7 protein-coding genes are annotated in these 4,209 nt (G+C 64.7%); all 7 read right to left on the bottom strand.

Translation table 11 applies throughout. The annotated features are described in order from the left end of the window. Positions 1–69 precede the first annotated feature (69 nt). Positions 70–780 carry an ATP12 family protein gene (locus tag ABL914_RS13735; RefSeq protein ID WP_391563755.1) on the bottom strand — a complete coding sequence of 237 codons (711 nt, stop codon included), beginning with the start codon at positions 778–780 and terminating at the stop codon, positions 70–72. Then, complete coding sequence (locus tag ABL914_RS13730) at positions 759–971, bottom strand: hypothetical protein (protein WP_391563754.1); 213 nt, start codon at positions 969–971, stop codon at positions 759–761. The genes ABL914_RS13735 and ABL914_RS13730 overlap by 22 nt, the downstream gene beginning before the upstream one ends. Then, complete coding sequence (locus tag ABL914_RS13725; RefSeq protein ID WP_391563753.1) at positions 968–1,621, bottom strand: HAD-IA family hydrolase; 654 nt, start codon at positions 1,619–1,621, stop codon at positions 968–970. Before ABL914_RS13725 ends, ABL914_RS13730 begins: the two co-directional genes overlap by 4 nt. A 106-nt stretch (positions 1,622–1,727) precedes the next feature. Continuing rightward, positions 1,728–2,336: an FMN-binding negative transcriptional regulator gene (locus ABL914_RS13720; RefSeq protein ID WP_391563752.1), complete on the bottom strand. Its 609-nt coding sequence runs from the start codon at positions 2,334–2,336 to the stop codon at positions 1,728–1,730. Between the two features lie 2 nt (positions 2,337–2,338). After that, positions 2,339–3,454, bottom strand: a complete 1,116-nt coding sequence (locus tag ABL914_RS13715) for an RluA family pseudouridine synthase (protein WP_391563751.1) — start codon at positions 3,452–3,454, stop codon at positions 2,339–2,341. Further along, positions 3,451–3,849, bottom strand: coding sequence for a fluoride efflux transporter CrcB (gene crcB / locus ABL914_RS13710; protein WP_391563750.1), 399 nt, complete (start codon positions 3,847–3,849; stop codon positions 3,451–3,453). Before crcB ends, ABL914_RS13715 begins: the two co-directional genes overlap by 4 nt. A 107-nt stretch (positions 3,850–3,956) precedes the next feature. Then, the coding region (locus ABL914_RS13705) for a hypothetical protein (RefSeq protein ID WP_391563749.1) at positions 3,957–4,209 on the bottom strand (253 nt) is incomplete at its 5' end.

The following is a 4,209-nucleotide window of genomic DNA, read 5'->3' as shown; positions in this document are numbered from 1 at the left end:
ACCTCGCTATGGCGGCGGCGCTCGCGCTGGGCGAGGGGCTGCGGCAGGTGGGTTAGCAGCTTTTGCCCGCTACCCAACCAACCCCGCAAACCCCATCGCCGCGCCAAACGCCACAAGCCGCCGCGCCCGGCGGTCTTCAGCCTCTTCTTCGCGGCCCCACAAGTCGGCTTGCCATTGCTCTTCCAGCTCGGCTGCCGCCCACAGGCTGTCCGCATCCGCGCCGTCCTGAAGCGCAGCCAGTGCGATGATCAGTGACGCAGCCAGGCTGGCCATGGTGGTCAGCGCTGAGAGGGTGAGATCATCCTGCGCGTCCAGCACCTTGCACAGCCGGGCCAGGGTCGGGGCGGGGACACGCTGGTGGACTATGCCGGTTACGCGGGGAAAATGCAGATCCCAGCGGGCTTCGGCGGCCATGATCAGTGGCTCCCACAGTTCTTCCTGGCGGGCGCGCAGCGCGTCTTCAGGATCCGCGCGGTAGCACAGCGTATCGGTTTCGGCGTAGCGCAGCAGGGTCTCGATCGCGCCTGGGCGGTCTGCCGCTACGCTATCAATTGCGAAATCGGCCAGATCGCGCAGGATGAATTTGGCCGGATCGATCGTTTCGCCTTGCCCGGCCCATTCGGCCGCCAGCGCCTTGGCCACGGGCAGGGTGGGCAGCACTTGCGCTGCGCCGCCCTGGGTTTTCACCGCGCGGCCATCCAGCGCAATCAGGTAGCCGCCGCCAGCGGCCTCAACCGTAACCTGTTTCCAGAACCGCTTCATCTCTCGGGCGATTTCCATTTGCGGATCAGGAACGGTGGCAGCAGCAGCAATTCCAGCAATCCGAACACGATAAAGGCGATCCCGGCGGGCCTTGGAATATCGATCTTGCCCGCCACAATTGCCATGCCCACCCCGATCAGGGCGGCGCTGGCCAGCCGAACGGCGGTGATTACCAGCAGGCGGGTTTTGGCATCGGCTTCATCGCTCATCGCAGCAATTCTCCCAAATTCGCCGGGCTGGTGGCAACCGCCGCAGCCCCGGCATCGAACAATTCTTCCACGCTATGATAGCCCCAATCGACCCCCAGCGCGCGCACCCCGGCATTTACTGCCATGGCCATATCAAATTGGGTATCGCCGATCATCACGCAACGTTCGCGGGAAACCCCGGTTTCAGCCAGCGCCGCATCGATCATCGAAGGGTGCGGCTTTGATGGGTGGGCATCGGCGGTTTGCAGCGTGGCGAACTGCGCGGTGATGCCGTGGCTGGCCAGGCAGTGTTCCAGCCCGCGCTGGCTTTTGCCGGTAGCTACGCCCAGCACCCAGCCCTGCGCCGCCAGCTGCCCGATCAGATCGGCAATCCCATCATAGAGCGGCTCAACCAGCTGGCCGCTTTCGCGGTTGCTGCGGAAAATCTGGCGATAGGCGGCATCCAGATCGGCCCGCAGATCCTCGGAGGCATCGGGCAGCAACATCCGGATCGCCTGCGGCAGGCTGAGCCCCACGATCCGGCGCACCTGATGCCGATCGGGCGCGGGCTGGCCCAACTGGGTAAAAGCGGCCTCCATTGCGTGGACCACGCCGTGCTGGCCATCGACCAGGGTGCCATCGCAATCAAACAAGGCCAGGCGGGGGAGCAAGGTTACAGTCCCACTTTCTCGTCATTCCCGCGCTGGCGGGGACCCAGAGTTGGCCAGCCCTGGGTCCCCGCCTGCGCGGGAATGACGAAGCGTGAGTTAAGGGATTTCACTCTGTCAGATTTCGCATCATCAGGGCGATTGCGGTTGCGCCTTGGGTTTCCATGCCATCGGCCAGTGCGGTGCGATCTTCAGCGGTCTTGTTCTGGCTAAGCTTCAGCGTTTCGCGCCAGGCCTGCACTTCGATTTCAAACCCGACGATCGCCTTGATCAGGCCAGCGGCACGCGCTTCGGATAATTTGTCCATGGTCCACGGCTGGCCCTGGGCGATCCGGGCTTCGTGTTTGGCGGATAGCGCGGTGATCTGGCCGATCAGCCCGGCTTCATCCAGCCGGCGCACCCGGCCTTCCAGCTCAAGCACGGCATAATTCCAGCTGGGCACCTGATCGGCCCCGCCATCAAGGTACCATCGCGGGCTGATATAGCCATCCGGCCCGTTGACCACCGCCAGCACGGTGGCGCCATCAAGATGCTTGGTCAGCGCATTGCCGCGCGCCAGATGAAATTGCACGGTGCCGGCTGCGGTATAAAGCAGCGGCACATGCGCCACCCGCGGCCCATCCGGGGTGGCCGCAAAAATCATTCCAAAACCGATTTCCTCAAGCAGCGTTTCCAGCAGCGCGCGATCGGGATGGCGGAAGGCAGAGTTGGGATGCATGGCTACTTCTTTTTGGGCCGCGCCGGGATTTTGCGTTCATCGCCGGGGCCGCGGTTGTGCCGCTCGCCGCGGCGTTCCTTGCGATACTGTTTGGCGTGGGCCTTGGCCTGGGCCTTCTTGATGCCTTTATCGGGCGGCGTGCGCGTTGGCGGCAGGGCGGCGCCATCGGCTGAATCAAAGCCAAGGTTTTCCATGCTGCCGGCGAAATGCTCGGGCAGGTCTGCCACCACATCAATTGTCTGTCCGCCCGGCGCCGGGATCACCAGCCGCCGCGCGTGGAGGTGCATCTTGCGGCTGATCGTGCCCGAAAGAAACGCGTCCTTGCCGCCGTATTTGCCGTCGCCCACGATCGGATGGCCAATCGCCGCCATATGGACCCGCAGCTGGTGGGTGCGCCCGGTCAAGGGTTGCAGTTCAACCCAGGCGGCGCGGTTGCCGGCGTGATCAAGCACACGGTACCGGGTGCGGGCCGATTGCCCCTCTCCCGATTGATCGACCATCATCTTTTCGCCGCCGCTGCCAGGCTGCTTGGCCAGCGGCAGTTCGATCAGCCCATCTTCGATATCGGGCACGCCCATCACCAGCGCCCAATAGATCTTGCGGGCGCTGCGGCCAGAGAAGTGCTTGGAAAATTGGGCCGCGCTGCCCGGTGTGCGGGCGATCAGCAGCACGCCCGAGGTATCCTTATCAAGCCGGTGGACCAGCCGCGGGCGCGGACCATCACCTTCGATATAGGCATCCAGCAGCCCATCGACATGTTCGTGAGTGCCGCTGCCGCCCTGGGTGGCCAGGCCCGGCGGCTTGTTAAGCACAAAAGCCGAAGGCGTGGTGCGGATCACCATTGCTTCGGCCAGGCGCTTTTGATCCTCGCTCAGCGGCTTTTTGATCCGCGGGCCGCGCTCTGCCTGTTCGCCGCCGGGTGGCACCCGCAGCACTTGCCCTGCGCTCAGCCGGTCAGCCGGATCGGTCCGCTTGCCATCGACGCGGATCTGTCCGGTGCGGGCCCAGCGGCTGATTGTGGCAAAGCCGATTTGCGGCAGGTGCCGCTTGAACCAGCGATCCAGCCGGACGCCCTCGTCGTCTGGGCCTACGGTGAACTGGCGGACCTCGGTGCTCATGCTGCCACCCGCATCATTGTTAGCCCGGCAAACAGCGCAGCCAGCCCGGCCAGCACTGATATCGCGGCATAGGAAAACGCGGCGAGCATACTGCCGCGCTCTATCAACAGGGCCAGTTCAAGGCTGAATGCGCTGAATGTGGTAAAGCCGCCCAGCACACCCACCCCCAGCAGCAAGCGCCACGGCTCGCCCGCACTGCCGTGCCGCGCCAGCCAACCCGCCAATAGGCCCATGGCCAGACTGCCGGCCAGATTGACTGTCAGCGTTGCCCAGGGGAATGCACCGGCGGCGATGCTGCGCGAATACAGCTCTGCGATCAGGAAGCGCAGCCACGCGCCTGCGGCTCCGCCAATGGCGACGTAAAGTGATGCGGCAAGGAAATTGGGAGAAGTCACGCAGCGGCATTAGGGGGCCGGGCCCGCTACAGCAAGAGGGCGGCGGCGACATCGCAGGGGGGATGACGTGTCGGGAGCGTCTGATGCCGCCGCCGCAGCGCACTGGGTCAGGCCAGGGGCAGCAGTGCCCGGCCCTGCGCGCTTGTTTGAACAGCTGGAATTGCAGCCTGCTGCAAAGCCAAAAAGGCCTCAAGCTGATCACGAAGTTTGGCATTTTCGGCCCTCAACCGGCGCAGCTCTTTGGCATTGGCCGATTTCTGGTCGGCTGAAACGCCGCCCAGCCGCTGCCACAGGGCTTCAGCCCGGGCATTCAGCCAATGACCGATCTGGCCGACAAACCCTGCTGGCCGATGCGGTGCC

This window comes from Novosphingobium sp., assembly GCF_040079535.1.
Lineage (GTDB): Bacteria > Pseudomonadota > Alphaproteobacteria > Sphingomonadales > Sphingomonadaceae > Novosphingobium.
The sequence above is the reverse complement of the archived record's forward strand: the minus strand, read 5'-3'. Positions and strand labels throughout refer to the sequence as shown.

Excerpts from the sequence above, each read along its gene's own strand:
- ABL914_RS13730 (WP_391563754.1), bottom strand. The coding sequence starts at position 971 with ATGAGCGATGAAGCCGATGCCAAAACCCGCCTGCTGGTAATCACCGCC.
- ABL914_RS13735 (WP_391563755.1), bottom strand. The coding sequence starts at position 780 with ATGGAAATCGCCCGAGAGATGAAGCGGTTCTGGAAACAGGTTACGGTT.
- ABL914_RS13720 (WP_391563752.1), bottom strand. The coding sequence starts at position 2,336 with ATGCATCCCAACTCTGCCTTCCGCCATCCCGATCGCGCGCTGCTGGAA.
- ABL914_RS13715 (WP_391563751.1), bottom strand. The coding sequence starts at position 3,454 with ATGAGCACCGAGGTCCGCCAGTTCACCGTAGGCCCAGACGACGAGGGC.